Source organism: Rhizobium sp. GN54 (assembly GCF_021026345.1).
In the GTDB taxonomy this organism is placed as follows: Bacteria; Pseudomonadota; Alphaproteobacteria; order Rhizobiales; family Rhizobiaceae; genus Mycoplana.
Window position 1 is genome coordinate 226,846 of the sequence record NZ_JAJNCZ010000002.1, and the last position, 24,978, is coordinate 251,823.

Below are 24,978 nucleotides of genomic sequence, written 5' to 3' on the forward strand. Positions count from 1 at the left end.
TTTGCTTACCATAGTTTGACAGCATTTCGGTCATTGTTTCGACCAGCGTGCATGGCACGGGGCGCCGAGAAAGACGGCGCTGCGACGCCATCGGGCCGGTCCCGGCGACAATCCGTTCGATTGGCGCCGGATCGAGTAACCAGTAGTTTGGGTAACGGGTATCATGGCGTCATCTGTCGTTGCGTGCGGTGAAATTCCTTCCCGTTCCCGGGGCGGCTCCTTCTTCAAGACCACGCGCGGCATGCTCTTCGGCGCATTCGCCGCCTGCCTTTCGGTCGCTGCCGGTGCCTGGGTCTCCGGCGCGCTCGCCACGGTCCAGGCGACGGCTTCTCCGGCGGCGGCTGCCAAGCAGGGGCGGCTGCAGGCCTCCCTCGACATGCCGAAGCTGGCGCAGAAGGCGCCGGTCGAGCGCAATATCCGCATCAAGAAGTTCTCCCGGTTGTCGAAGACCCCGGCTGATCAGCTCTGGCCCGCCGGCCTCACTGTTGCGGTCATCAAGGACCACTATGACCGGCGCGCCGTCCTTGCTGCGGCGAAGATCGAGCGCGAGACGGCAAGGAAGGCGCAGGCCTACGCGCTGGCCGCGTCCTCGCGGGCCGAGGCCAGCACGACGACCGGGACCGTGGCTGCGGCAAACGTCGCCGTGCAGCCGACGCTGGTCTCGGCGCTGGTCGATCCGGGCGCGGCGCGTCCATCGCTCGACAAGCCCTTCAACCTGGTGCTGCCCGAGGAGGCGGCCGAACTCGGCCTGCCCGATACGATCCCGCTGCCGGAGGCCCGGCCGAAGCGGCTGGCGAAGGTCGATGACGCGGAAACCGATCGCAAGGCCGCAAAGCCCGCCGCCGCCCGGGAGCTTGCCTATGCCAGTCCCTCCCAGCTGAAGGACGACGACGAGGTGCGCGAGAAGCGGCCCGGCCTGTTCGGCAGCTTCGGCCGGAAGGCGAGGGGGCGCACCGCCTACTACGACATCTCCGCCGGGATCGTGCATCTGCCGAACGGCGAAAGGCTGGAGGCCCATTCGGGCATCGGCAAGATGCGCGACAACCCGCGATACGCCCATATGAAGATGCGCGGCCCGACGCCGCCCGGCACCTTCAAGCTGACCATGCGGGAGAAGCGGTTCCATGGCGTCGAGGCCCTGCGCATGACGTCCGTCGACGGCCGGCACCCGCTCGGCCGGACAGGGCTTCTGACGCATTCCTACCTGCTCGGCCCGAACGGCAATTCGCATGGCTGCGTGGCGTTCAGGAACTATCCGCGCTTCCTCGCCGCCTTCAAGCGGGGCGAGATCGACACGCTGGTGGTCGTGCCCAGCATCGGCAGTTCGAAGCTGGCTTCGCTGTTCGGCAGACGAATCTGAGGTTGCCCGAGCCGTTCGCAGATCGGTGAAACCCGCTGCGGCGCCCGCAATGCGGCTCCAGCTCTTTGCGCCGACAAGCATCGCCGCCGGCCGGGACATGGCCGGGGCCGGCGGAACTTTCTGGCTCGTTGCGTTCTTCCGGCGACGCTCACGCGTTGAAAGCGCCTGCATGTGCAGCGTCGCGCACGGACCTGCCCGCACAGGTGCCGTGCCCGCATGCGATCCCGTATCCGGACGGGCTTCGCCCGCGCCCGGACGATGAGGGCGCTATGCCATGAACAGCCGGCGCAGCACGGCAAAGAAGCCCAGGGGCTTCGGTGCCAGCACGGCCCGGATCTGTGCCGCTGCCGTTCCGGCACTCACGGCCGATCCGTAGTGGCAATAGCAGATGACCTCGTGCAGTTCGTCGTCGGACAGCTCGAAGAACCGCCGTGCCTCGCCATAGGTGTCGTCGGCCAGGCCAGCCGTGCGCAGCACCGGATCGGCGAAGGCCACCGAGATCGGCGAGCCGTCGCCGCGCATGGCGTTGCGGACGCTCGGCGACTGGTGCTCCGTCTGGCGCAGCGTCGACAAGTGCCAATGCGGGTTCTTCTCAAGGAGTTCCGCCCAACGCTCGAGGCGCTCGGTGCGCGTCAAGGTCTGAGCCGGAAAGGTCTCGACTTCTGCAACAAGCCGCAGTTGTTCTACTGTTTGATGCTTCATCTTGGACTCCCATTTGAGGATGGATGTTCCTTCCCCCAATGCTCATGCAGCCCCTCCGAGGAAGGGTGAACCCACCGGGCGCGGATGTCCAATCACGATCGAAGATTTTCGTCGCCGGTCACTGCTTGACCCCGTCGAGCCGCAGATACGAATCCATTGGCAACCATGGGTGGATGTATATCTCTTCTTTACTACTGGTTGCGTTCCGATCACAATCCGGTTCTGTCAACGGCGGTGGGTGCTGGAGGGAACCATGCTGGATATGCTGAAAGCTGCTGTCGCAGCCTATGTCGATTTCATCGGGCGGGTGTCGGGGGCGATGGGGCTGGGTGCATCGGAGAGCGCCGTATCCGACAAGCTCACGGACGCGATCATTGCCGGCATTTCCACCGCGGTCCTGGCCGGCATTGCCTACCTTGGTCGTGAAGCGTTTAACGCATTGCGTGCCGGGATTGAAGGAAGACGAATATTCCGATCGGCGCAGGTCCGCTATGTTTTCGATGCGCGAATTTGGATGCGCGACTTCGAGAAGAAGTTCTGTCCGACAGAGGCCGATAAGCTGTTGGACTTGCTTGTGAACGGTGCAGACGACTTCCGGTTCAATATGGCCTCATCCAAGGACGGCGACTCCAATGAACTGATGCAATTCATTCACTGGCTGGAATCTGCAGAGATATACGCCATCCGCCAGTTCCTGACCTATGGCGAGCTGTTCGACAGCATGTGCGGTGCGATTTCGAGCGAAGGGTTTGCAAAGATTGAAGTTGGTCGCAAGCTGAGCGGGCTCATCAAGACGATCGAAACCGGCGTTGATGCATACGGATATGCCGAGATATCGCTGTCTACGCTTGGAGAAAAACGAAATTCAGTCTCCTGGAGATATCTCCAGAAACTCAGCGCCCTTGTTCTGAAGCTTGCTGTCTATGAGGACCGAAAGCATCTGGTGCCGCCTGCCGAGGACTTTTTCGCGGCAGCAAAATCCGCCAACCCGGTCACACAGCCCAAACACGGCTGGAGCCCGCAGGAAATTCAGCGCTTCGAGAAGAAGGCGAGGAAGAAGCTCGCGGCAGCTTTAGAAAAGCGGGGGTAGAGGCTTGGACATTGTTGGCTCCGGCACAAACGAACTCTCTATGAAGATAGTGGAAGGTGCGGCGAGCATCAAGTCGGGCCACGCCGCGTGCTGACCCGGATACGTCTCCAACGGCGTATCCTCACACCCTTTCCACGAACCCGTCGAGCACCTTCTTCTGGCCGGCGCGGTCGAAGTCGATGGTGAGCTTGTTGCCCTCGATCGAGGCGATGTTGCCGTTGCCGAACTTCAGGTGGAAGACGCGGTCGCCGACCGTGAAGCGCGAGGGCTCGGTCGTTGTCGACTTCGCGACCAGTTCGCCCTCGATGGTGCGTGCCCGCGGGCCGCTTTCGCCGTAGCCGATGCGCTCGACCGCGTGGCCGGAGCGGCTGCCCCAGTTGTCGCGGGTGGCATCGGTCTTGTTCTGTTGGGCGCGGCGCCAGCCGGGGGTGGAATAGGCGTTCTGGAACGGCTCCTGCTTGTCGAAGCGCGACTGGCCGTAGCCGCCGCGCCCGCCGTAGCCGCCATAGGATTGCTCGCTCTCGGCGACCTCGACATGGGCCTCGGGCAGTTCGTCGAGAAAGCGCGAGGGGATGGTCGACTGCCAGAGGCCGTGGATGCGGCGGTTGGAGACGAACCAGATGTGGCAGTTGCGCTTGGCGCGGGTGAGGCCGACATAGGCGAGGCGGCGCTCCTCCTCCAGCCCCGAGCGGCCGCCCTCGTCGAGCGCGCGCTGGTGCGGGAACAGGCCTTCCTCCCAGCCGGGCAGGAACACCGTCTCGAATTCCAGCCCCTTGGCCGAATGCAGCGTCATGATCGAGACGGCGTCGAGGTCCTCGTTCTGCTCGGCGTCCATGACGAGCGAGACGTGCTCGAGGAAGCCGCGCATGCTTTCGAACTGCTCCATCGAGCGGATCAGTTCCTTCAGGTTCTCCAGTCGTCCGGGGGCTTCCGCCGACTTGTCGTTCTGCCACATCGCCGTGTAGCCGCTCTCGTCGAGGATCTGCTCGGCAAGCTCGGTGTGCGGGGTGTTCTCCAGCAGTTCGGACCAGCGCTTGAAGTCGGCGACGACGTCGAACAGCGCCTTGCGCGCCTTCGGCTTCAGCTCGTCGGTCTCGACGATGTCGCTCGCTGCCGCCAGCATCGGGATGTCGCGGGCGCGGGCATAGTCGTGCAGGTTGCGGATCGTGGTGTCGCCGAGACCGCGTTTGGGCGTGTTGACGATGCGCTCGAAGGCAAGGTCGTCGGCCGGCTGGCAGACGAGGCGGAAATAGGCCATGGCGTCGCGGATCTCGAGCCGCTCGTAGAAGCGCGGGCCGCCGATGACGCGGTAGTTGAGGCCGAGGGTGACGAAACGGTCTTCGAATTCGCGCATCTGAAAGGAGGCGCGCACCAGGATTGCCATGTCGTTGAGGTTGTGGCGCCGGCCGTTCCTATCCGGCCGCTGCAGGCTCTCGATCGTCTCGCCGACGGCGCGGGCTTCCTCCTCCGAATCCCAGGCGGCGTGGACGACGACCTTGCCGTCTTCCGGATCGTGGCGGTCGGTGAACAGTGTCTTGCCGAGTCGGCCCTCGTTGTGGGCGATCAGGTGGCCGGCGGCACCCAGGATATGGGCGGTGGAGCGGTAGTTGCGCTCCAGCTTGATGACCTTGGCGCCGGGGAAATCCTTCTCGAAGCGCAGGATGTTGTCCACCTCGGCGCCGCGCCAGCCATAGATCGACTGGTCGTCGTCGCCGACGCAGCAGATATTTATCTGCTGCTTTTCGTTTGCGCTCACGCTGTCGCCGCTGCGCGGCTCGCTCCGCGGGGGCGCGCCATCAGGCGCGACGGCCGCTTGGCCTTGCCGTCCTTCGGACGGATAGGCGCCTACTTCATCCCATGGCCCGGAATTCGGCGCGGCCTGTCCCTCCCCCTCGTGGGGAGGGGTTGGGGAGGGGTTTTTCCTCGCGGATGACCGTTGCGCCAGCAACCGCAGCCACATGTACTGGGCGGTGTTGGTGTCCTGGTACTCGTCGACGAGGATGTAGCGGAACTTGTTGTGGTAGTCCTTCAGGATGTCCGGATTGGTGCGCAGGATGCGGATCGGGTGCAGCAGCAGGTCGCCGAAGTCGCAGGCGTTCAGCGTCTTCAGGCGGTTCTGGTAGGCGGCGTAGAGTTCGCGGCCCTTGCTGTTGGCGAAGGCGCGGGCGTCGCCTTCGGGGATCTGGGCCGGATCGAGCCCCTTGTTCTTCCAGGTGTCGATCATGCCGGCGAACTGCTTGGCCGTCCAGCGCTTGTCGTCCAGCCCTTCGGCCTGGATGATCTGCTTGATCAGGCGGACGACGTCGTCGGTGTCGAGGATGGTGAAGTCGGAGCGCAGCCCGGCCAGTTCGGCATGACGGCGCAAGAGCTTGACGCCGATCGAGTGGAAGGTTCCGAGCCAGGGCATGCCTTCGACGGCGCCGCCGACGAGCAGGCCGATGCGCTCCTTCATCTCGCGGGCGGCCTTGTTGGTGAAGGTGACGGCGAGGATCTGCGAGGGATAGGCGCGGCCGGTCGCCAGAATATGGGCGATGCGGGTCGTCAGCACGCGGGTCTTGCCGGTGCCGGCGCCGGCGAGGACGAGCACCGGGCCGTCCAGCGTCTCGACCGCCTCGCGCTGCTCCGGGTTCAGGCCGGAGAGATAGTCGGGCACGCGGTGCTGGTCGCGGGCGGCCATGGCGCGCGCGGCGATGCCGCCGCCTGCGGGACTGCCGCCCGGGGTCCTGTTGCCGGAACCGGGTGTCGGGGCAGGGGTCTTCTTCAGCGCCGGATCGTCGTCGTCGAAGAAGGGAATGTCGTCGTAACCGCTCATCATGCGGCCCAATGTAGTGATTCGGGACCGAAAGGCCAGTTGCGCGTTCCTCTTTTATTCCGGTCGCCGCGGCTTGCGGGGCGACCGGATCGGAGGAAAACGGGCCGCCTACTGGTAGACGACGATCGGTGCGTGGTACTTCACACGGCCATAGAGGTCGATGACGTCCTGATTCATCAGGCGAACGCAGCCTGAGGAGACCGCCTTGCCGATCGAGCGCCATTCCCGGGTGCCGTGCAGGCGGTAGAGCGTGTCCTGGCCGTTCTGGAAAATGTAGAGCGCACGCGCACCGAGCGGGTTCTTCAGGCCCGGCTCCATGCCGCCGTTCTCGATGGAATATCTGGCCAGTTCCGGCTGCCGGGCGATCATCTCGTTCGGCGGCTTCCAGCGCGGCCAGGGCTGGCGCCAGTGGATGATGCCCTGGCCCTGCCAGGCGAAGCCTTCGCGGCCGATGCCGACGCCGTAGCGCATCGCCGTGCCGCCGGGTTCGACGACGTAGAGGAAGCGGTTGGGCGTGTCGACGACGACGGTGCCTGCCGGCTCGCCGGTCGGGTCGATTACACGTTGGCGGTAGAATTTCGGGTCGATCTCCTGAAAGGGAACCGCGGGGATCAGGAAGCCGCCGTCCTCGACCGGGCCGTACATGACCTGCAATTCCGCGTCGCTCGGCGGGATGATGGGGCGGCGGGGGGCGACCGGGACGGGCGCGTTGCGGGCGGGCAGGGAGGTGGAGCAGCCTGCCAGCGCCATCGAGGCTGCTGTCAGCAGGAACGATCTCCGGGAGGTGAACGTCATTTTAGTGCAGGTCTTTCAAGGGATGGTTGGCGTGAGGTCGGAAATCCGTAACGGGATTGTCTGCGCGAACGCAAGACGGGACTGCGATCACATCTTTGTCACGGCGAACGCCGCTGCATCAAGGGAAGCAGTCCGCCAAAACCGGCTGGAGGCGCATGTCCGCGCGCCGGTGGTGCGCTTCGGCAACGCTGCTTCCAGGATCCGGCCTCGTGGCTAGTTGCGGTCTGCGTCGAAGGCGCGGTCGACGGGGACCTGCAGGGCGGTGGCGAGCTGGTTGGTCCTTGCTGCCAGCGAGATGATCGAGAGAAGCTCGGCGTGCTGGATCTCGTCCATGCCCTTGGCCTTCGCCGCCGCCGTGTGGGAATGGACGCAGTAGCTGCATCCGTTCGTGGCCGAGACGGCGATGTAGAGCATCTCCTTGACCAGCGGATCGAGCACTGAAGGCGTTGCCATGACGGCCTTGACGTCGCGCCATGTGCTTTCGAGCAGTGCCGGGTCGAAGGCGAGATAGCGCCACATGTTGTTGATGAAGTCGGATTTGCGCGTGGCGCGGATGTCGTCGAAGACGGCCTTGACGCGCGGATCGGCTTCAAGGTCGGCTGCGGGCTTGACGGTGCTCATGGCGTCGCTTCCTTTCGATGCGGGCTTTTCATGCGGATCGGACCGGCGGCGGTGGCCGCCGATCCGGACCAGACCTCAGACAAGGGCGATCACGCGGGACGGGCCGCCCGTGCCGCCGCGCACCTTGGGGGCGCCGACGACGAGCGTGGCGCCCGTTGCCGGCAGGCTGTCGAGATTGGCGATGGCCTCGAGGCCCCAGCGGCCGGCCGGAAGCCAGATGTTGTGGGCGGCGAAATCCGGCGAGGGACCGTAGTCGAGCGAGAGCGTGTCGACGGCGATGCCGGCCGCCTTCGTCTGCAGCAGGGCCTCGACCGCCTCGGCGTGGAGGCCGGGAAAGTGCATCTTGCCGTCGGCGTCCGCGTTGCGGAACTTGTCGGTGCCGAGATGCTGCGCCCAGCCGGAGTTCAGGGCGACGCAGGCATTGTCCGGGATGTCGCCGTTGGCCGCCGTCCAGGCCTTGATGTCGTCGGGCGTCAGCTGCGCGTCCGGGTCGGCCGCGGCCCTTTCGCGAATATCGATGACGACGAGCGGCACGACGAGGTTCTCGACCGGGATCTCTGCGACCGAGAGGCCGTCGGCGGAAAAATGCAGCGGCGCGTCCAGATGCGTGCCCGTGTGCTCGCCGTAGCGCAGTTCGAAGAGATTGAACGAATGTTCCTTGAAGTTGAACTTCTGCTCGCGGAAGAACTGCTGCGGGCCGAAATAGGTCGGAAATTCCTCATAGAGTTCGTGGGTCAGGTCCGTCACCTTGGTCGGCGCGGCGGCAAGCGCCGGGCTGAGGGCACCGGTGGCCGCCACGGCAGCCGTGGCCGCTCCGGCAGCGGCGGCGCGAAACAGGTTGCGCCTGGAAAGCATGTTCTTCCTGACCGTCTCGATCACACAAGCGTTGCACATCGCAGTCCCCTTTTCGAAAAAGATACACCGTCTCCAAAACAAGGCGAACCCGGTTCGCCGATGCGAAGGCTACCAAGCGGGCGGGGCGCCGTCAGCACAGCGGAATCCTGCAACCGGTACCGGTAGCGAACGAATTTTCGCGCGATCCTTACAATTGCGTAATGATCGCATTCTTTCATTGCCGGTTCATGGGACAGGCATGATACTTGGCCCGTTCGGCGAACCGCCCTGAAGGCGGATGGCCGTGTCATGTCCGGAGTTCTGGATGCGCGTTTGGAAGCAAGTGCTTGTGAGCCTCGCCGTCGTTGGCGTCGGCATCGTCGTCTGGGGACGGCTCGCGCCCGGCGCAGCCGATACCCTGAAGGCTGCAGGCATTCCTGACGGGGTCGTTTCCTGGGTGACTCCGGCCGCCGATGCGGGCGAGGGCGGGCAGGGGCAGGGCGGTGGCGGCCGTCGCCAGGCCGGCGGCTTCGGCGGGCCGGCGCTCGTCGTGACGAGGCCCGTCGAACTCGCGGTCGTCAACGACCGGCTGAACGCGATCGGCGACGGCGAGGCGGTCCGCTCCGTGATCGTGACGCCCTATTCCACCGGCAACCTCATCGAGGTCCTCGTGAAGTCCGGCGACCGGGTGGCGCAGGGACAGGTGATGGCGCGCCTCGACAACGACGAGCAGCGGATCGCCGCCGACCAGGCGCGCCTGACCCGCGACCGGGCGGAAGACAAGCTGAAGCGCTACGAAAACCTCAAGGCGGCCGCGGCCGTCACCGATGTTGCGATCCAGGACGCGCGCGACGAGCTGAAGGCGGCGGAACTGGCGCTGCAGAAGGCCGAACTCGACCTGCACCGCCGTGACATCAACGCGCCCTTCGACGGCGTGGTCGGCATCATCCTCGTCAATGTCGGCGACTACGTCACGACCTCGAGCGAGATCGCCCGGGTCGACGACCGTTCCGACATTCTCGTCGATTTCTGGGTGCCGGAGCGATTTGCCACAAAAGTGCGTGTCGGCGGGCCGATTTCCGCCACCGCGGTCGCGCGGCCGGGCGAAGTGTTCACCGGCTCGGTCCAGGCGATCGACAACCGCATCGACCAGGCGAGCCGCACGCTGAGGATCCGTGCGCGGATCGACAACCCCGAGGACGTTCTGCGTGCCGGCATGTCATTCTCCGTCAGCATGCATTTCGAGGGCGACCGCTATCCGAGCGTCGACCCGCTGGCGCTGCAGTGGAGCGCCGACGGCTCCTACGTCTGGCGGATCGCCGGCGACAAGGCGCAGAAGGTGCCGGTGAAGATCATCCAGCGCAATCCCGACCGGGTGCTCGTCGATGCCGAACTCGCCGAGAACGAGGTCGTGGCGACCGAGGGCCTGCAGCGGCTGCGCGACGACGCCGATGTCAAGGTGATGGGGGCGGAAAACAGGGCGCGCGAGCCCGCCGCCGCGGAGGGCACGTGATGGCGGCAAAGGACGATGCAGCGACCGACATCCGTGGCGGGCAGGGCGGTTTCACCGCGCTGTTCGTGCGCCGGCCGATCTTCGGGCTCGTCGTCAACACCCTGATCGTCGTGGCCGGGCTTGCCGCCTTCAACGGCGTGGAAATTCGCGAACTGCCGTCCGTCGACCAGCCGGTCATCAGCATCTCCACCGAATTCGAGGGCGCCTCGCCGGAGACGGTCGATCGCGAGCTGACGGATGTCATCGAGGGCGCGGTGTCGCGGGTGCAGGGGATCAAGGACATCTCCTCCTCGTCGTCCTTCGCGCGCAGCCGCGTCACCCTGCAGTTTTCCGACACGACCGATGTCAGCCAGGCCGCCAACGACGTGCGCGACGCGCTGGGGCGGGTGGCGAACCAGATCCCCGACGGCGCCGAGGAACCGCGCGTCGTCAAGGCCGATGCCGACAGCCAGCCGATCATGCGGCTGGCGCTCACCTCCGACCGCCTGTCGATGGAGGACCTGACGCTTCTTGCCGAGAATGAGGTCACCGACCGGCTCGCAGCCGTCGAGGGCGTCGCCGACGTGGACGTTTCGGGCGAGCAGGAGAAGGTCTTCCGCGTCGATATCGACCAGGCAAAGCTCGCCAGCCGCGGGCTGACCATCGCCGACCTGCGCGATGCGCTGGCGACGGCCTCCTTCGACGTGCCGGCCGGTTCGCTCACCAGCATGAACCAGGACATCACCGTGCGGGCGACGGCGGACCTTGCCAAGCCGGAGGACTTCGAGAACCTGCTGCTGCAGAACCGCGTCCGGCTCGGCGATCTCGCGACGATCACGCTGGGACCCGATGACGGCACCACGGCGCTGCGCTCGAACGGAAAGCCGGGCATCGGGCTCGGCATCATCCGCCAGGCGCAGTCGAACACGCTCGACATTTCCGCGGGCATCCGCGCCACCGTCGAGCAGTTGAAGGCGATCCTGCCCGAGGGCACGGAACTCAGGGTGACGAGCGACGACGCAGTCTTCATCGAGGGTGCGCTGCACGAGGTGGAGATCGCGCTCGCGGTCGCGGTGATCATCGTGACGCTGGTGATCTATCTCTTCCTGCTCGACTGGCGGGCGACGCTCATTCCGACGATCTCGATGCCGATTGCCCTGATCGGCACCATCGCGGCGATCTACCTCGCCGGCTTCTCGATCAACATCCTGACGCTGCTGGCGATCGTATTGGCCACCGGCCTCGTCGTGGACGACGCGATCGTGGTGCTGGAGAACATCGTGCGCCGCCGCACCGAAGGGCTCGGCCCGCGGGCGGCCGCCGTGCTCGGGACGCTGGAGGTGTTCTTCGCCGTCATCGCCACCACGGCGACGCTGTGCGCGGTGTTCGTGCCGCTGTCCTTCCTGCCGGGCCAGACCGGCCGGCTCTTCCGCGAATTCGGCTTCGTGCTCGCCTTCGCGCTGCTCCTGTCGGGCTTCGTCGCGCTGACGCTGTGCCCGATGCTCGCCTCGCGCATGCTGACGAAGGAGAATGTCGAACATGGCCATGGCGGCATCCTCGGGCGGTTCGGCGATCTCTGCGCCGGCTTCTATCGCAGCTCGCTGAACGCCTGCCTCAACGCGCCCATGGTCGTCTTCGCCGTGGCGCTTCTGTTCACTGCCTTCGGCGCCGGATCGTTCCTGTCGCTGAAATCCGAACTGACCCCCAGCGAGGACCGCTCGCTGGTGATGATGCGCATCCAGGCGCCGCAGGGCGTCTCGCTCGAATACGCGCAGGACCAGATGCGCCTGATCGAGGACAGGCTGCGCCCGCTCTACGACAAGGGCGAGATCGTCAACATCTATTCCGTCTCGGGGCAGGGCAGTTCCACCAACAACGGCTTCATGGTGCTCACGCTCGCCCCCTGGGGCGAACGCGAACGCACCCAGCAGCAGATCGTCGCCGACATCAATGCGGCGGCGGCCGGGGTGCCTTCGGTGCGCGCCTTTGCCATCCAGCCCAACAGCCTCGGCATCCGTGGCGCCGGCAACGGCCTGCAGGTGGCGCTCGTCGGCAACAATTACGAAAAGCTCGGACGGGCGGCGGCCGAGCTTGTCCGGCAGATCGAGGACAGCGGCCGGTTCGAGAATGTGCGGCTGAACTACGAGGCGAACCAAGCGCAGCTTTCCGTCACCATCGACCGCGAGCGGGCCTCCGACCTCGGCGTCGATATCAACGGGCTCTCGGCGGCGCTCAAGGCCATTCTCGAGGGTACGAGCATCGTCGACGTCTATGTGGAGGGGCAGGCCTATCCGGTCGTCATCTCGTCCACCACGAACCCGGTGAACGATCCGACCGACCTGGAAAACATCTTCCTCAAGACCGGCGACGGCAAGATCGTGCCGATGTCGTCGATCGCGTCGCTGGAGGAAAAGGCGGTGGCGCCGCAGCTCTCCCGCGAACAGCAGTTGCGGGCCGTCTCGCTTTCGGCGGGGCTGAAGAGCGGGCTGGCGCTCGGCGATGCGCTGGCGATGGTGGAGCAGATGGCCGAGCCGCTGCTGCCGCCGGGCTCCCGCCTCATCCCGATGGCCGAGGCCGCGACGCTCGACGAGAACACCAACGGCCTGGTCATCACCTTCGGCTTCGCGCTCGTCATCATCTTCCTCGTCCTAGCCGCCCAGTTCGAAAGCGTCGTCAGCGCGCTGATCATCATGACGACGGTGCCGCTGGGGCTGGCCTGCGCCATCTTCGCCATGATCCTGACGGGGACCTCGCTGAACATCTACAGCCAGATCGGCCTGGTCCTGCTCGTCGGCATCATGGCCAAGAACGGCATCCTAATCGTCGAATTCGCCAACCAGTTGCGCGATCGCGGGCAGGACGTGCGCAGCGCGATCGAGAACGCGTCCAACATCCGCCTGCGGCCGGTGATGATGACCATGATCGCGACCGTCGTCGGCGCCCTGCCGCTGGTCCTTGCGAGCGGTGCGGGTGCCGAAGCCCGCATCGCGCTTGGCTGGGTGCTCGTGGGCGGCCTCGGCCTTGCCGCCGTCGTCACGCTCTACCTGACGCCGGTCGCCTATCTCGCCATGGCGCGCTTCGCCAAGCCGCATGCGGACGAGGAACGGCGGCTGCGGACCGAGATGGAGGCCGCTGCCGGCCTCAAGCCCAAGGCGATCGAGGCGGAGGGGCGCGAGTTGCTGCCGCCGCCGGCGCAGGCCGCGGAGTGAGGCAGGCGCCGGCGGACGGCGTTGCGCGGCCGCCGAAAGAATCTCCGCTGGGTCGGCCGCCTGCCGGGCCATGCCCTTCACATCTTGGCAACCTTTTTTGCATTTGCCGGTTGCACGCCGTATTCCGTTAGCATTCGCGTCGTATTCATCCCCAGGAACGCTCCGCCGTGATCTCGCCTGATGGCGGGCCGGTCGGGCGCGCAGGACAAGACGGGATCGGGCAGTGTAATGGTGAAATTCAGGACGTCCACGGGGACCGTCACGGTCGACAACTGGGGCTATGCCCTGCAGGGGCTGAACGGCAAGGCGGCCAAGGCCGACCTGCTCGCCCGGGCGACCCACGACCTGCTGGTGATCGACGCTTCGCGCGACGGCACGACTGCCGGCCGGTTCTCGCATGACGAGATCGCCCGCATGAAGGACGGCATGGGCGGCCGGTCGGTCGTCGTCTCCTACGTCTCGATCGGCGAGGCTTCGGATTTCCGCGGCTACTGGCGCGATGAGTGGACCACGGGCGGCGATGCCCCCGACAAATTGACCGGCAAGGCGCCCGACTGGCTCGGGCCGCTCAATCCGGACTGGCCGGAATCACGCAAGGTCCGGTACTGGGATCCGGACTGGCAGAAGATCATCTTCAACGACAGGAAGACCGGCGAGCTCGACGCCATCGTCAAGGCCGGCTTCGACGCGGCCTATCTCGACATCGTCGACGGCTACTACTTCTGGGGCGCCGAAGTCGCCGACAGGGACCGGGAGGCGGGCGATCCGAAGAACGTCAAGCAGGCGGCGCAGCGCATGGTCGATTTCATCGTCGCGCTGACGGAGCACGCGCGCGAGACCAATCCGGACTTCTTCGTCATCCCGCAGAACGGCGCCTGGATCATCAACGATCTCGGCTCCGACACCGCGCGCAAGACGGCCTATCTGGATGCGATCGGGGGCATCGGCGTCGAGGACCTCTACTATGGCGGCGACGCAGACGAGAACAACCGGCTCGATCCGGACGAGGAGACGATCGCGATCCTCAAGCGGGATTTCCTCAAGAACGACAAGCCGGTCTTCGCGGTCGACTATGTCAATGGCAGCAAGCGGGTCGCGCAGTTCAACAAGCTGGCGCTCGAGGACGGCTTTGTTCCCTTCGCGGCACCTGAGCGCGATCTCGACCGCCTGGTCGGCACCCATGACGGCGATCCCGCCTATATCAGGCCGACCGCCGGGTCCGACACGCTGCGCGGCTCGAAGCTCGCCGACAGGATCGAGGCGCTTTCCGGCAACGACCGGGTGGACGGGCGCGCCGGCAGCGACACGCTCTACGGCAATGCCGGCAGGGATCACCTGCTCGGCGGCGCCGGCAACGACCGCCTCTATGGCGGCAGCGGCGACGACCGCCTCAACGGTGGATCCGGCAAGGATACGCTCAGTGGCGGCTCCGGAGACGACAGGCTTTCCGGCGGCACGGGCAACGACACGCTTTCGGGCGGGAGCGGCGCCGACACGCTTCTCGGCGGCGGCGGCGACGACCGGCTCAAGGGCGGTTCAGGAAAGGACAGCCTTGCCGGCGGATCGGGGAGGGACCAGTTCGTCTTCGACACGAAGCCGGGCAAGGGCAATGTGGACAGGATCGCCGATTTCGACGTCTCGCAGGACCGCATCCTGCTCGACGACGACGTGTTTGCGGCGCTGAAGACCGGCCAACTCGCAAGATCGGCTTTCGCCGTCGGGGCGGAGGCGCAGGATGCGGGCGACCGGGTCTTCTACCACAGCCGGAGCGGCGATCTCTTCTATGACGCCGACGGTTCGGGCAGGGGAGACGCCGTCCGGTTCGCGCGACTGGAGGCGGGCCTCGACCTCACGGCGGCGGATTTCCTGATCTTCTGACCGTATCGAGCGTCAACGGGGCAGCCCCCGCGGCAATGCGTGGGGCACCCCGCCGTGGTAAGATGGCGGATCGCGACGATGTCAGTTGCCCGTTGCCGGCTGCTGCGTACCCTCGACCGGTTTCGGTTCCGCCGCCATGTCGGTCGCGGGCGCTGTGGTGCCCGTGGTCGTCGATCCCGTCTGTTCGCTCGACGGGGGCGGGGGCATGGCCGTGGTCTCGGTCGTCCCTCTTTCGCCGGTGATCCGGTAGCCGACCGTCAGGATCGCCAGAAGGATGACGATGGCGATGATTGTCCAGACGCTGCGCTGGCTCATGGCTTGCGCTCCTCTTTCCATCAACGGCTGCAATTATCCGCCATCGCGTTGTATATTACAAACTAATTACATAAGCATGCGGCAGCGTGGAGGGCTTGCGAAACGGCTCTGGACAGAAGCACTGCGGGTCGCCCATATGGCGGGCGGACATGCAGCGGAGGACGATCATGGCGCTTTCGGATATCAGGACGGGGTTGCGGAACGAGGAGGCGATCGCAACGGCGGTCTCGGCCTTCCGGCAGGTCTTCGGGGACCGGTTCCAGACCGGGGAGGCGATCCGCGCGCAGCATGCCCACACGACCACCTATATTCCGGCGCAGCCGGCCGACGGCGTGCTGTTCGCGCAGAGCAAGGAAGACGTGGCGACCGCAGTGCGGCTTTGCGCCGAGCACAGGGTTCCGGTCATCCCCTTCGGCACCGGGTCTTCGCTGGAGGGGCAGGTCAACGCGCCGCATGGCGGCATCTCCATCGATTTCAGTCGGATGAATCGCGTTCTTGAAGTGAACGCCGAGGATCTCGATTGCACGGTGGAGCCCGGCATCACGCGCGAGGAACTGAACGCCTATCTGCGCGACACCGGCCTGTTCTTTCCGATCGACCCGGGCGCGAACGCCTCGATCGGCGGCATGGCCTCGACGCGCGCTTCCGGCACCAATGCGGTCCGCTACGGCACGATGAAGGATAACGTGCTGGCGGTGAGTGTCGTGACGGCCAGGGGCGAGGAGATCCGGACGGCCAGGCGGGCACGAAAGTCGTCGGCCGGCTACGACCTGACGCGGCTCTATGTCGGCTCGGAAGGCACGCTCGGCGTGCTCACCTCCGTCACCCTGCGCTTGCAGGGCATCCCGGAGATGATCGCCGGCGGCATCTGTGGGTTCCCGACGCTGAAGGATGCCTGCAACGCGGTGATCATGACGATCCAGCTCGGCATTCCGGTGGCCCGCATCGAGCTCGTCAATACGCTGCAGATCAAGGCCTGCAACGCCTATTCCGGCCTCAGCCTGCCCGAGCAGCCGACCCTGTTCGTCGAGTTCCACGGGAGCGAGGAGAGCGTCGCTCTGCAATCGCGGCAGTTCGGCGAGGTCGCGTCGGAATGCGGCGGCGGCGACTTCCAGTGGACGGCGGATGCCGACGAGCGGGCGCGGCTCTGGAAGGCACGCCACAACGTCTACTGGGCCGCCAAGGCCTTGCGCGCCGGTGCGGCGGTGCTTGCCACCGACGTCTGCGTGCCGATCTCGCGGCTTGCCGACTGCGTGGCGGAGACGGAGGCCGACATCGAGCAGCACGGCCTGCTGGCGCCGATCGTCGGGCACGCCGGCGACGGCAATTTCCACGTCAGCGTCGTCTTCGACGACCAAGACCCAGGCGAGATCCAGAAGGTCGAGGCCTTCGTCGGCCGGCTGAACGCGCGGGCGCTGTCGATGGACGGCACCTGCACCGGCGAGCACGGCATCGGCCAGGGCAAGCAGGCCTTCCTGCCGCGGGAGCTGGGCGAGGCGGTGGACGTCATGCGGCAGATCAAGCGGGCGCTCGATCCCGACAACATCCTCAACCCCGGAAAGATTTTTCGCTTGGGGTGAGACATGGGCCCAGCATCTGCCTATAGTCGTAGAGGATACGAGGGCGGAAGATACGCCGGGTATGGAAATGGACATGAACGTAGGCCCGCTCCCGGCGGCAAGCGTGTGTCGGTAGTGTCGGGATTGGCAGCGTGCTCGCACGTGTGATGTTGGCGATTGGCGGTCTGGTCGTGCTGGCGCTGTTCGGCGCACTGCTGGCCCCGTATTTCATCGACTGGACGGGATTCCGGCAGGATTTCGAGCGCGAGGCGAGCCGCATCGTCGGCCGCACCGTCGTCGTCCACGGCAAGGTGGATGCAAGGCTCATCCCCTTTCCCTCCGTCACCCTGCACGACGTCCGCGTCGGCGAGGACGCCGAGGGCGATGCGGCCGTCACCATTCGCCGGTTCTCGATGGATGCGGAGCTGGCGCCGTTCCTGAGCGGCGAGGCGCTGATCTTCGACATGCGCATCGACGAGCCGAAGGTCCGCCTGAAGCTGATGGCCGACGGCACGCTCGACTGGGCGCGCGGGCGCAAGTCCGACATTCCGGCCAAGACCGTCGTGCTCGAGAACGTGGCCGTGACCGGCGGCGAGATCGAGTTCATCGACGAACAGGCCGGCCGCACGCGCCGCATCAGCACCCTCGACGCCAGGATGTCCGCCCGCTCGCTGAACGGGCCCTGGCGGATCGACGGCCGCGGCGTGCTCGACGGTAACGCCGGCGCCTTCCAGATCTCGACCGGGCAGACCGACGAGCGCGGCATCCTGAAGATGAAGGCCCGCATCGTCCCCGACCAGATCGGCTTTGCCGTCGATCTCGACGGCGACCTGGAGGTCGTCGATTTCCGGCCGCAGTATCGGGGCACCTTCGCGCTGGGGCAGAAGCCGGCGGCCGACGGCAAGCCGGTGGCGAACCCGATCCGCGTTGCCGGAGACTTCGAGCTTTCCAACGACCGCCTGCGCGTTCCCCGTTACAATCTCCAGGCCGGCGATCCGGCGGATCCCTATCTCGTCACCGGGGAGGCGACGCTCGATACCGGCAGGCAGCCGGAGTTCCTGCTGATCGCCGACGGCCAGCAGATCGACGTCAGCCGGATCGGCCGCAACGGCGAGCAGGGCAAGACGGGACGGAACGCGCAGACCCCGGCGCGCCAGCGCCTGGAGGGGCTGCTTTCGATCCTGGCGGACATACCGGTGCCGCAGGTGCCGGGGCGGGCGAGCCTGAAGCTGCCGGCGATCGTCGTCGGCGACACCACCATTCGCGACGTCATGCTCGACGTGGAGCCGGACGGCGACGGCTGGACGGTGGCGCGCGGCACCGCGCAGTTTCCCGGCCGCACCACCGTGGACGCGAAGGGGCGGCTGACGCTCAAGGGCACGCGCGCCTTCGTCGGCGACCTGCTGGTGGCCTCGAATCAGCCGTCCGGCTTTGCCGCCTGGGTCGCCGGTTCGGTGGATCCCGAGATCCGCAGGCTGCGCAGTGCGGGCTTTGCCGCGGAAGTCCAGCTGACCGACCTGGTCCAGCGTTTCGACAACCTTGAAATCGCCGCCGGCGGCGCGACGCTGAAGGGCCGGATCGAGCGCCTGTCACCGGCTGACGAGGCGCCCAGCCTTTCGATCCAGCTCGGCGGCGACGCGGTCGAGCTCGAGACGCTCCGGGCCCTGGCAGGGCTCGTGGCTGGCGAGGCCTCCGCCGACGTGCTGCTTGGCCATTCGATCGCGCTCGACCTGAAGGCCGAGCGGTTCACCGCCTTCGGCGAGGAGGCGCGCACCGTCGATGCGCTGCTGACGCTGAAGGACGGCGCCCTGAGCGTCAGCCGGCTGGATATCGGCTCGGTTGCCGGTGCGTCCGTATCGGTCAAGGGGCAACTCGGCGGCACGCTGGCCCTGCCCTCGGCGGGGCTGGACCTGTCGATGCGGGCAGAGCAGATGCGGCCGGTCATGGAGATGCTCGAACGGCACCTGCCTGCGCATCCGGCTCTCGCGCGCCTCGTCGCGAGCGCCGGCTACTATGACGACGCCGACCTGAAGATGACGCTGGCCCTGCCGGGCAACCGCAACGGGCCGATCGGCCTGATCCTGTCCGGAACGGCCAATGGCGGGCGCGTCGAGGCGCGGGCCTCCGTCGGCGAATTCGGCGACTTCCTCTCGGGCGGCAATTTCGAGGCCGAGGCGACCCTCACAAATCCGCGGACGGTGGTGCTGGCCGGCCAACTCGGCCTCCAGCCGCTGCCGTTCGACGGCGAGGCGGACGGCACCGTCGCGATCAAGGTCGCGCAGCCCGCAGCCGGTGCGGCCGCCGATCTCGATTTTGCCTTTACGACGGCCGGCACCTCCATCACGGCGGAGGGAACGGCGAACCTTTCGGCGGAGCATTTCCTCCAGGGCGAGCTGGGCCTGTCGGCCGAAGCCGGCGACATCGAGCCCTATCTGATGATGAACGACATCGTGCTGCCGCAGACCGGCACCGGCCTTCCGGTGGCGTTGAAGGCGAGGGCGATCGTCGACGCCGGCACGGTCCGCCTTGCCGACATCGCGGGCACGGTCTACCGTAACGGCGTCTCGGGCGAGCTTGTGTTCGATCGGTCGGCCGAGATCCCCAAGGGGACGGGCAGCCTGACCTTCGACACCGTCGATCTCGGATGGCTTGCGGAAGCGGTCCTCGGTCCCGTCGATGACCTGGAGGGGCTCGGGTTCAGCCGTGCCGCGATCGGCAGCCCGGCACGCGAGAACGCCGACTTCCGGCTGCGGCTTGCCGCCGGCCGGTTCTGGACGGGGCTCTATGGCCCGGTCGAGAATTTCGCGGCGAGGCTCGCCTGGACCGGCGGCGACCTGGCGCTGGAGGAAATCGGCGGCGACTGGCTCGGCGGCAGGGTCGGCGGCCGGCTGAAACTGGCGAATGCCGGAGCCAACGGTCTTCTGGAGGCGCGGGTGACGCTCGCGGGTGCGGCGCTTTCGCAGCTCGTCTGGAGCGGCGAGGGCGGACCGGTGGCAGAGGGCAAGGCCTTCGTGAACCTGGCGCTGGACGCTTCCGGCGCGAGCATCGCCGACATGGTATCGGCGGCGAGCGGCTCGGGCGAGGCGCAACTCGAGGACTTGCGGCTGCGGGGGATCAAGAGCGGCGGTTTCGCTGCGATCCTTTCTGCGGCGGACGCGATCGACGGCGAGATCGGCGTCGGCAGCGTCGAGGCGATCGCGCGCGAGCAGGCGCTCGGCGGCGACGTCTCGCTCGGCACCGTCAACATCCCGTTCACGATCGCTTCGGGCCGGGTGCGGGCCGATACGATCACAGGCGCCGACGGGGCGGCGAACTTCAACGGTGCCGCCGAGATCGGCCTGGCCGAGCGGACCTTGCAGGGCCAACTCCTGATGCGCCTGCGGGCCGGCGAGGAGGCGATGACCGGCGGCGAGCCCGAAGTGGCGCTCGTCTTCGAGGGGCCGCTTGCCGCGCCGCGGGTGCGCCTGGATGCGCAGCCGCTGACCAACTACCTCTCGCTCCGTCGCTTCGAGCGCGAGCGGCGGCGGGTGGAGATATTGCAGTCGAGCATGCTGGAAAAGCAGCGGCTGCGCCGCGAGGCGGCGCTCTATCGCTCGCGCGCCGAGCAGAGGGCGGCGCTGGCCGAAGCCATGCGCCTGCAGATGCTGGAGGAGGAGCGCCGGCGCGAGGCGGCGCGGCTGGAGATCGAACGCCAGCGGGCTGCGGAGCGCGCGAGGCTGGAGGCGGAGCGCCGGGCCGCGGAGAAGCAGGCCGCGGAGAGGCGGCAGCAGGCCGAGCCCGAGGGCGGATTCCGTGTCGCTCCCGAGGAGGGCGTCGTGCGCGAGCCGTTGCCGCCGGTCAGCGGCCAACGCCTCAATTTCGATTCGCTTCCCGGGGTGAATTGAGGGCCCGCCGTGCCTGCGCGGGCCGTGCCGAACTCGCCTCAGCCGTGGGGATCGCCCTTCCGCTTCAGCGTGTCGAGCACATAGACGCGCAATGCAGAGGACAGGTTGCTGCCCGGCGGGCGGGCGTCGTCGATTTCGCAGAGCAGTTCGGCAAGCGCCATCTCCCGGGTGGCGGCGATGGCCTTGAGTTCCAGCCAGAATGGCTCCTCCAGGCTGAAGCTGGTGCGGTGGCCGTGCAGGGTGGCGGAATGCTTGCGGATCACCGCGTCTCGCTTTCGATCTGGCCGGCTTCGATCTGGCCGCTTTCGATCTGATCAGGGAGTTCGCGGATCGAACCAGGCAAAGGCCGCAAGTCCCTGATGCGCGGCGCTTTTACGGCTCCGGTCATTCCGGCTTTTCGATCCGTCCCTGATCCAGCGACTTCTCGGCCTTGTCGTTCAGGGCGCGGGTAAGGTTCTTTTCCGCCTTGGTGCGGCCGTGGGCGATACGGTTCTGTTCGGCCTGTCGCTCCTTGTCGGAGCGGGCCTTCTGCTTGCGGAACTGGCGGAGATTGACGACGTCGCCGCTCATGCCGCCTCCATCAGTTCTTCTTGCGGAAGGAATCGAGCGAAACGACGGAACCGCCGGGCTTCTTGTCGCCGTCGTCGCCGGTGGCTGCGGTCTCGCCGTTGCCTTCCGGGGCCTTCTCGAGCGGATAGGCGGTGATCTCGGCGGTATCGGCTTCGTCCTCTTCCTCGTCCTCGCCGGCTGCGACGTCGAATTCGAGCTCGAAGCTGACCGAGGGGTCGTAGAAGCCGCGAATGGCGTTGAAGGGGATCACGAGCTTTTCAGGCGTGTCGGAGAAGGAAAGGCCGATCTCGAACAGGCTCTCGGTGACCTTCAGCTCCCAGAACTGGTGCTGGATGACGATGGTCATCTGCTCGGGATACTTGGACTTCAGGTGCTGCGAGATGCGCACGCCCGGCGCGCCGGTGAGGAAGGTGATGAAGAAATGATGATCGCCGGGGAGGTGGCCCGTTGCCGCCACTTCGCTCAAGACTTTGCGGATGACGCTGCGAAGCGCGTCCTGGGCGAGTATGTCGTAGCGGATGTGGTCTTGCGCCATCAGAGCCCGTCTTTCCTGCTGTTTCACATGTCTGTTCGCATTTTTTTGCCTTTTGCCGAAAACCGGCGCCGGCGTCAAACGCGATCGGCCGTTTCCGGCCGGTTATTCCTCCAGCATTCCTCCGGCACGCGCCTGCGCGTTCGCCTGCTGCGAGTCATCCCGAATGACAGCTATAAACCATTTCGAAAGAGGGGAGAAGGTGAAGGCTTCTGTTGCCAGGTGCCTTCGGACCCCGCCTTACGGTGCTACCCGCAAGGGCTTGATTTGAAGTGTCGCACCGCCGTTAGGCAGCGAGACGTGCTTCAGCATAGTTGTCGTTTGCAACTACAATTTTAGCCCGATAACGGTGGTACAATGCCGAGCAAAAAGTCGATCTTTACGCCCTTGTCGATCCTATTTCGCCCCCATCAAAAGCCGATCCGCGAAAGATCGGTTTTTGGTGGAGGCGCCGGGTACCGCCCCCGGGTCCAATGGGTTTATTACACCGCCCGTTTATTGCCATAGCTGCACGAGGCAGCAGCAGAGATATAGGCGCTTCCGGGGCCCAAGAAAAGGTCTTTGTGACATTTTTTGAGGCAGCCGGACGGTTGAAAACCGGCTTGCGCGCGGGATTGCGCTTGACTTGCCATCTTTGCGTGAAACACTGCCGCCGTTGACCCTAGAGCAATGAATCCATTCACACATCGGATTGCTCTCATATCGACCCGGCCTGCCGGGCCAACTGACAGAGGAGACAGCATGACCGACTATCTGGCAGATGTTCGCAAGTATGACAGTGGCGCCGACGAGGCCGTCGTGAAGAAGATCGTCAGTCACCTGGGGATCGCGTTGCGCAACCGCGATTCCTCGCTCGTCTCCTGCTCGGACCCTGAGGAACTGGATCGGGTGAAGGAAAAATGGTGCGGCAAGAAGCTCGGCGTGACCGGCGACGCCGCCGACAAGGCCGTGGAGAAGGTCTGTGCCGCCATGGCCGACGACCGCACGAAGTCGCGCGTCACCTTCTACTATCTCACCGCCAAGGAACTGGACAAGCTCGGCGCGCTCGCCTGAGCCGGGCCTTTCAGGTCGCCTGCCGGCCGGTCCTGGCCGGCAGGCCCAAAAGAACTGGAAACTTCCCTTTTGCCGTTGGTCGCAGGCCGCGCTCGCCCTAGATTAGGAGCGACACCAGAATCGGCGACCGACCCATGAAGCAGTATCTCGACCTTCTCAGCCACGTGATGACGAACGGCACGAACCGTTCCGACAGGACCGGCACGGGCACGCGCTCGGTCTTCGGCCACCAGATGCGCTTCGACCTGTCGGAGGGCTTCCCGGTGCTTACGACGAAGAAGCTGCATCTGCGCTCGATCATCCACGAACTGCTGTGGTTCCTGCAGGGAGACACCAATGTCGCCTATCTGCGCGACAACGGCGTCACCATCTGGGACGAATGGGCCGACGAGAACGGCGACCTGGGGCCGGTCTACGGCTACCAGTGGCGCTCCTGGCCGGCGCCGGACGGGCGTCACATCGACCAGATCGCAGCCGTCGTCGACAGCATCCGCAAGAACCCGCACTCGCGCCGCCATATCGTCTCCGCCTGGAACCCGGCGCTCGTCGACGAGATGGCGCTGCCGCCCTGCCATTGCTTGTTCCAGTTCTATGTCGGCGACGGCCGTCTCTCCTGCCAGCTCTACCAGCGCTCGGCCGATATCTTCCTCGGCGTGCCGTTCAACATCGCCTCCTATGCGCTGCTGACGATGATGGTGGCGCAGGTGACCGATCTGTTGCCGGGGGATTTCGTCCATACGCTGGGCGATGCACATATCTATTCGAACCATTTCGAGCAGGCCGAACGGCAGCTCGGGCGCACGCCGAAGCCGCTGCCGTTCATGAAGCTCAACCCGGCGGTGAAGGATCTCTTTGCCTTCCGGTACGAGGATTTCGAGCTCGTGGGCTACGAGGCCGACGCGAGCATCAAGGCGCCGATCGCGGTCTAGTCGCAGTCCGGGGCGGCTCCGGGTCCCGGACTCTGGAGCGCTTTTGGCCGGCAAAGGGAGGATACCATGCTCACGCTCGTGCATGCGCGGCAGTCGCGCTCGTTTCGCATGCTCTGGCTGCTGGAGGAACTGGAGGCGGACTACGACATCCGCCTCGTCAATATCCGTCGCGCCGACGGCTCCGGCGGGCCCGATCCGGACAATCCGCATCCGCACGGCCAGGTGCCGGCGCTGATCCACAACGGCACGGTGGTGACCGAATCGACGGCGATCGCGCTCTACCTGACGGATCTCTTCCCCGGCTGCGAGATGGGGCGGGACATCGGCACGCCGGAGCGCGGGCCGTATCTTTCCTGGCTCTCCTACTATTCGGGCGTCGCCGAGCCCGCGGCGATCGGGCACATGAGCGGCTGGACAGCGAGCAATGCGGAGGCCGCGCGCCTCTACCAGGCGATGGCGGAGCGCTTCATCGCGACGCTGGCGCGCCAGCCCTACCTCATCGGCGAACAGCCCTGCGCGGTCGACGTGATCCTTTCAAGCTCGCTGATGTGGTTCCGCGGCATCCTGCCGGACAGCCCGGCCGTCGACGCCTATATTGGCCGCATGGCGGGGCGCCCGGCGCTGGCCCGCGCGCAGGCGCGGGAGAATGGATAGCATGAACCGGCATGGCAAGAGGTGCGGGCATGAGTGAGCCGAAGATCGTCCTGGTGGTGGCCGCGGCGCTGAATGGCGTGATCGGGCGCGACGGCGACCTGCCGTGGCGGCTGCCGTCGGACCTGAAGCGTTTCAGGCGGCTGACGATCGGAAAGCCGGTGGTAATGGGTCGGCGGACTTACCAGTCGATCGGCCGGCCGCTGCCGGGACGGCCGAACATCGTCGTCACGCGCGACACCGCCTTCCGCCCCGACGGCATCATCGTGGCCCGCTCGGTGGACGAGGCGCTGGTCTATGCCCGGCGCGAGGCGCAGGCGCTCGCCGCCGACGAGATCTGCATCATCGGCGGCGGCGACATCTACCGCCAGACCATCGCGGAGGCCGATGCCATCCATGTCACGGAAGTGCAGGCCGAGGTCGAGGGCGACACCCGTTTCCCCGCGATCGATCCCGAGGTCTTCGAGGTCGTGACCGAGGAGGAGATCCCGCAAGGGGAGAAGGATAGCCACCGGATGCACTTCCTGACCTATGCGCGGCGGAATTCGACGTGATTTTAGCCTTCTAAAGCCCTGTTCACGAACTATTTTGCCGCATCTGCGCCGGAAGTTGGGCCGCCTCCGTTGAAAGCCGCATGGGGGATACATATAACGGGTTCACATCATGTGACCGCGGCACTGCCGTGCCGCATG

General features: G+C 66.2%; 21 protein-coding genes and 1 other RNA gene. 11 read left to right on the forward strand and 11 right to left on the reverse strand.

All coding sequences use genetic code 11. The annotated features are described in order from the left end of the window. Positions 1-241 precede the first annotated feature (241 nt). The gene (locus tag LQK81_RS07105) at positions 242-1,360 is read left to right on the forward strand and encodes a DUF2778 domain-containing protein (RefSeq protein ID WP_230804826.1); all 1,119 of its coding nucleotides are present in this window, start codon (positions 242-244) and stop codon (positions 1,358-1,360) included. Positions 1,361-1,627: 267 nt separating this feature from the next. Here the strand turns inward: LQK81_RS07105 and LQK81_RS07110 are convergent, their stop codons facing one another. After that, positions 1,628-2,062, reverse strand: a complete 435-nt coding sequence (locus LQK81_RS07110) for a hypothetical protein (RefSeq protein WP_230804828.1) — start codon at positions 2,060-2,062, stop codon at positions 1,628-1,630. 253 nt (positions 2,063-2,315) lie between these two features. Here LQK81_RS07110 and LQK81_RS07115 point away from each other — a divergent pair, with 253 nt between their 5' ends. Beyond that, the gene (locus LQK81_RS07115) at positions 2,316-3,152 is read left to right on the forward strand and encodes a hypothetical protein (RefSeq protein WP_230804830.1); all 837 of its coding nucleotides are present in this window, start codon (positions 2,316-2,318) and stop codon (positions 3,150-3,152) included. A 121-nt stretch (positions 3,153-3,273) separates the two neighbouring features. Here the strand turns inward: LQK81_RS07115 and LQK81_RS07120 are convergent, their stop codons facing one another. The 4 genes from LQK81_RS07120 to LQK81_RS07135 all read right to left on the reverse strand — a co-directional run bounded on the left by LQK81_RS07120 (position 3,274) and on the right by LQK81_RS07135 (position 8,274). Then, positions 3,274-5,967: an ATP-dependent helicase gene (locus LQK81_RS07120; protein WP_230804832.1), complete on the reverse strand. Its 2,694-nt coding sequence runs from the start codon at positions 5,965-5,967 to the stop codon at positions 3,274-3,276. 105 nt (positions 5,968-6,072) lie between these two features. Next, entirely contained in the window at positions 6,073-6,759 is a 687-nt protein-coding gene (locus LQK81_RS07125; protein WP_230804834.1) for a L,D-transpeptidase, read from the reverse strand. 213 nt (positions 6,760-6,972) lie between these two features. Further along, positions 6,973-7,380 carry a carboxymuconolactone decarboxylase family protein gene (locus tag LQK81_RS07130; protein ID WP_230804836.1) on the reverse strand — a complete coding sequence of 136 codons (408 nt, stop codon included), beginning with the start codon at positions 7,378-7,380 and terminating at the stop codon, positions 6,973-6,975. 75 nt (positions 7,381-7,455) lie between these two features. Beyond that, on the reverse strand, positions 7,456-8,274 hold the full coding sequence (locus LQK81_RS07135; protein WP_230804838.1) for a cyclase family protein: 819 nt from the start codon (positions 8,272-8,274) through the stop codon (positions 7,456-7,458). 265 nt (positions 8,275-8,539) lie between these two features. Between LQK81_RS07135 and LQK81_RS07140 the strand changes: the two genes are divergently transcribed. The 3 genes from LQK81_RS07140 to LQK81_RS07150 all read left to right on the forward strand — a co-directional run bounded on the left by LQK81_RS07140 (position 8,540) and on the right by LQK81_RS07150 (position 14,793). Then, entirely contained in the window at positions 8,540-9,727 is a 1,188-nt protein-coding gene (locus tag LQK81_RS07140) for an efflux RND transporter periplasmic adaptor subunit (RefSeq protein WP_230804840.1), read from the forward strand. Further along, positions 9,727-12,915 carry an efflux RND transporter permease subunit gene (locus LQK81_RS07145; protein ID WP_230804841.1) on the forward strand — a complete coding sequence of 1,063 codons (3,189 nt, stop codon included), beginning with the start codon at positions 9,727-9,729 and terminating at the stop codon, positions 12,913-12,915. The genes LQK81_RS07140 and LQK81_RS07145 overlap by 1 nt, the downstream gene beginning before the upstream one ends. Positions 12,916-13,095: 180 nt before the next feature. Continuing rightward, positions 13,096-14,793, forward strand: coding sequence for an MJ1477/TM1410 family putative glycoside hydrolase (locus tag LQK81_RS07150; RefSeq protein WP_230804842.1), 1,698 nt, complete (start codon positions 13,096-13,098; stop codon positions 14,791-14,793). A gap of 81 nt (positions 14,794-14,874) precedes the next feature. Here LQK81_RS07150 and LQK81_RS07155 read toward each other — a convergent pair whose 3' ends face one another. Continuing rightward, positions 14,875-15,108 (reverse strand): hypothetical protein, encoded by a 234-nt coding sequence (locus LQK81_RS07155; RefSeq protein ID WP_230804843.1) that lies wholly within the window; start codon positions 15,106-15,108, stop codon positions 14,875-14,877. Between the two features lie 167 nt (positions 15,109-15,275). Between LQK81_RS07155 and LQK81_RS07160 the strand changes: the two genes are divergently transcribed. Next, complete coding sequence (locus tag LQK81_RS07160; RefSeq protein WP_230804844.1) at positions 15,276-16,688, forward strand: FAD-binding oxidoreductase; 1,413 nt, start codon at positions 15,276-15,278, stop codon at positions 16,686-16,688. Positions 16,689-16,819: 131 nt separating this feature from the next. Next, complete coding sequence (locus LQK81_RS07165; RefSeq protein ID WP_230804845.1) at positions 16,820-20,551, forward strand: AsmA family protein; 3,732 nt, start codon at positions 16,820-16,822, stop codon at positions 20,549-20,551. Between the two features lie 38 nt (positions 20,552-20,589). Here the strand turns inward: LQK81_RS07165 and LQK81_RS07170 are convergent, their stop codons facing one another. From LQK81_RS07170 to ssrA, 5 genes are all read right to left on the reverse strand, one after another. Then, a complete protein-coding gene (locus tag LQK81_RS07170; protein ID WP_230804846.1) occupies positions 20,590-20,814 on the reverse strand; it encodes a ribbon-helix-helix domain-containing protein in 225 nt (74 codons plus the stop codon). Next, complete coding sequence (locus LQK81_RS26225; protein WP_269064742.1) at positions 20,811-20,939, reverse strand: hypothetical protein; 129 nt, start codon at positions 20,937-20,939, stop codon at positions 20,811-20,813. The genes LQK81_RS07170 and LQK81_RS26225 overlap by 4 nt, the downstream gene beginning before the upstream one ends. Then, positions 20,936-21,121: a DUF4169 family protein gene (locus tag LQK81_RS07175; RefSeq protein WP_230804847.1), complete on the reverse strand. Its 186-nt coding sequence runs from the start codon at positions 21,119-21,121 to the stop codon at positions 20,936-20,938. Before LQK81_RS07175 ends, LQK81_RS26225 begins: the two co-directional genes overlap by 4 nt. Positions 21,122-21,131: 10 nt before the next feature. Beyond that, positions 21,132-21,656, reverse strand: a complete 525-nt coding sequence (locus LQK81_RS07180) for an SspB family protein (protein WP_230804848.1) — start codon at positions 21,654-21,656, stop codon at positions 21,132-21,134. A gap of 198 nt (positions 21,657-21,854) precedes the next feature. Beyond that, positions 21,855-22,213, reverse strand: a transfer-messenger RNA (tmRNA) gene (gene ssrA, locus LQK81_RS07185). 181 nt (positions 22,214-22,394) lie between these two features. Here ssrA and LQK81_RS07190 point away from each other — a divergent pair. The 4 genes from LQK81_RS07190 to LQK81_RS07205 all read left to right on the forward strand — a co-directional run bounded on the left by LQK81_RS07190 (position 22,395) and on the right by LQK81_RS07205 (position 24,840). Continuing rightward, the gene (locus tag LQK81_RS07190; RefSeq protein ID WP_230804850.1) at positions 22,395-22,706 is read left to right on the forward strand and encodes a DUF2853 family protein; all 312 of its coding nucleotides are present in this window, start codon (positions 22,395-22,397) and stop codon (positions 22,704-22,706) included. Between the two features lie 134 nt (positions 22,707-22,840). Then, positions 22,841-23,635, forward strand: a complete 795-nt coding sequence (locus tag LQK81_RS07195) for a thymidylate synthase (protein WP_230804852.1) — start codon at positions 22,841-22,843, stop codon at positions 23,633-23,635. A gap of 66 nt (positions 23,636-23,701) precedes the next feature. After that, positions 23,702-24,289, forward strand: coding sequence for a glutathione S-transferase family protein (locus tag LQK81_RS07200; protein ID WP_230804854.1), 588 nt, complete (start codon positions 23,702-23,704; stop codon positions 24,287-24,289). Positions 24,290-24,318: 29 nt separating this feature from the next. Next, positions 24,319-24,840 carry a dihydrofolate reductase gene (locus tag LQK81_RS07205; RefSeq protein ID WP_230804856.1) on the forward strand — a complete coding sequence of 174 codons (522 nt, stop codon included), beginning with the start codon at positions 24,319-24,321 and terminating at the stop codon, positions 24,838-24,840. The last annotated feature ends 138 nt before the right edge of the window (positions 24,841-24,978 follow it).

What these genes read in the sequence shown, in the direction of transcription:
- LQK81_RS07125 (WP_230804834.1), bottom strand. Translation starts at nt 6,759, where the DNA reads ATGACGTTCACCTCCCGGAGATCGTTCCTGCTGACAGCAGCCTCGATG.
- LQK81_RS07120 (WP_230804832.1), bottom strand. Translation starts at nt 5,967, where the DNA reads ATGATGAGCGGTTACGACGACATTCCCTTCTTCGACGACGACGATCCG.
- LQK81_RS07150 (WP_230804842.1), top strand. Translation starts at nt 13,096, where the DNA reads ATGGCGGGCCGGTCGGGCGCGCAGGACAAGACGGGATCGGGCAGTGTA.
- LQK81_RS07145 (WP_230804841.1), top strand. Translation starts at nt 9,727, where the DNA reads ATGGCGGCAAAGGACGATGCAGCGACCGACATCCGTGGCGGGCAGGGC.
- LQK81_RS07140 (WP_230804840.1), top strand. Translation starts at nt 8,540, where the DNA reads ATGCGCGTTTGGAAGCAAGTGCTTGTGAGCCTCGCCGTCGTTGGCGTC.
- LQK81_RS07200 (WP_230804854.1), top strand. Translation starts at nt 23,702, where the DNA reads ATGCTCACGCTCGTGCATGCGCGGCAGTCGCGCTCGTTTCGCATGCTC.
- LQK81_RS07175 (WP_230804847.1), bottom strand. Translation starts at nt 21,121, where the DNA reads ATGAGCGGCGACGTCGTCAATCTCCGCCAGTTCCGCAAGCAGAAGGCC.
- LQK81_RS07110 (WP_230804828.1), bottom strand. Translation starts at nt 2,062, where the DNA reads ATGAAGCATCAAACAGTAGAACAACTGCGGCTTGTTGCAGAAGTCGAG.
- LQK81_RS26225 (WP_269064742.1), bottom strand. Translation starts at nt 20,939, where the DNA reads ATGACCGGAGCCGTAAAAGCGCCGCGCATCAGGGACTTGCGGCCTTTG.
- LQK81_RS07205 (WP_230804856.1), top strand. Translation starts at nt 24,319, where the DNA reads ATGAGTGAGCCGAAGATCGTCCTGGTGGTGGCCGCGGCGCTGAATGGC.
- LQK81_RS07160 (WP_230804844.1), top strand. Translation starts at nt 15,276, where the DNA reads ATGGCGCTTTCGGATATCAGGACGGGGTTGCGGAACGAGGAGGCGATC.
- LQK81_RS07105 (WP_230804826.1), top strand. Translation starts at nt 242, where the DNA reads ATGCTCTTCGGCGCATTCGCCGCCTGCCTTTCGGTCGCTGCCGGTGCC.
- LQK81_RS07195 (WP_230804852.1), top strand. Translation starts at nt 22,841, where the DNA reads ATGAAGCAGTATCTCGACCTTCTCAGCCACGTGATGACGAACGGCACG.
- LQK81_RS07130 (WP_230804836.1), bottom strand. Translation starts at nt 7,380, where the DNA reads ATGAGCACCGTCAAGCCCGCAGCCGACCTTGAAGCCGATCCGCGCGTC.
- LQK81_RS07155 (WP_230804843.1), bottom strand. Translation starts at nt 15,108, where the DNA reads ATGAGCCAGCGCAGCGTCTGGACAATCATCGCCATCGTCATCCTTCTG.
- LQK81_RS07180 (WP_230804848.1), bottom strand. Translation starts at nt 21,656, where the DNA reads ATGGCGCAAGACCACATCCGCTACGACATACTCGCCCAGGACGCGCTT.
- LQK81_RS07115 (WP_230804830.1), top strand. Translation starts at nt 2,316, where the DNA reads ATGCTGGATATGCTGAAAGCTGCTGTCGCAGCCTATGTCGATTTCATC.
- LQK81_RS07135 (WP_230804838.1), bottom strand. Translation starts at nt 8,274, where the DNA reads ATGTGCAACGCTTGTGTGATCGAGACGGTCAGGAAGAACATGCTTTCC.
- LQK81_RS07190 (WP_230804850.1), top strand. Translation starts at nt 22,395, where the DNA reads ATGACCGACTATCTGGCAGATGTTCGCAAGTATGACAGTGGCGCCGAC.